Annotated in this window: 1 protein-coding gene; it reads left to right on the top strand. The window is 66.8% G+C overall.

What is annotated here, in order from left to right; translation table 11 throughout:
* A partial coding sequence (locus tag EXE44_RS18510; protein ID WP_274595403.1) for a proton-conducting transporter membrane subunit occupies window positions 1–379 on the top strand: 379 nt, incomplete at both ends.

Here is a 379-nt window from a genome sequence, read left to right as displayed (position 1 = left end):
CCGGCGTCGGCATCGGGTCGGCGCTGTCTCAGGCCGGCGCGTTCGCCCACGTCTTCAACCACATCCTCTACAAGGGGCTCCTCTTCATGACGGCCGGCGTCGTCGTCTACCGGACCGGCGAGGAGAACCTGAAGAAGCTCGGCGGCCTCGCCCGCGAGATGCCGCTCACCGCGGGGGCGTTCGTCGTCGCCGCGCTCTCGATCGCCGGGTTCCCCGGGTTTAACGGCTTCGTCAGCAAGGGGATAATCATCTCCGGAAGCCACTACACGTTCGGCAAGGGGCCGCTCCCGCTCGGGGGGTTCGGCACGCTGGAGTGGCTGCTCCTGCTCGGCGGAGTCGGGACGTTCATGTCGTTCATCAAGTTCGGCTACTACGCGTT

Origin of the sequence: Halorubrum sp. SS7 (assembly GCF_005435055.1) — an archaeon.
Lineage (GTDB): Archaea > Halobacteriota > Halobacteria > Halobacteriales > Haloferacaceae > Halorubrum > Halorubrum salinarum.
The sequence above is the reverse complement of the archived record's forward strand: the minus strand, read 5'-3'. Positions and strand labels throughout refer to the sequence as shown.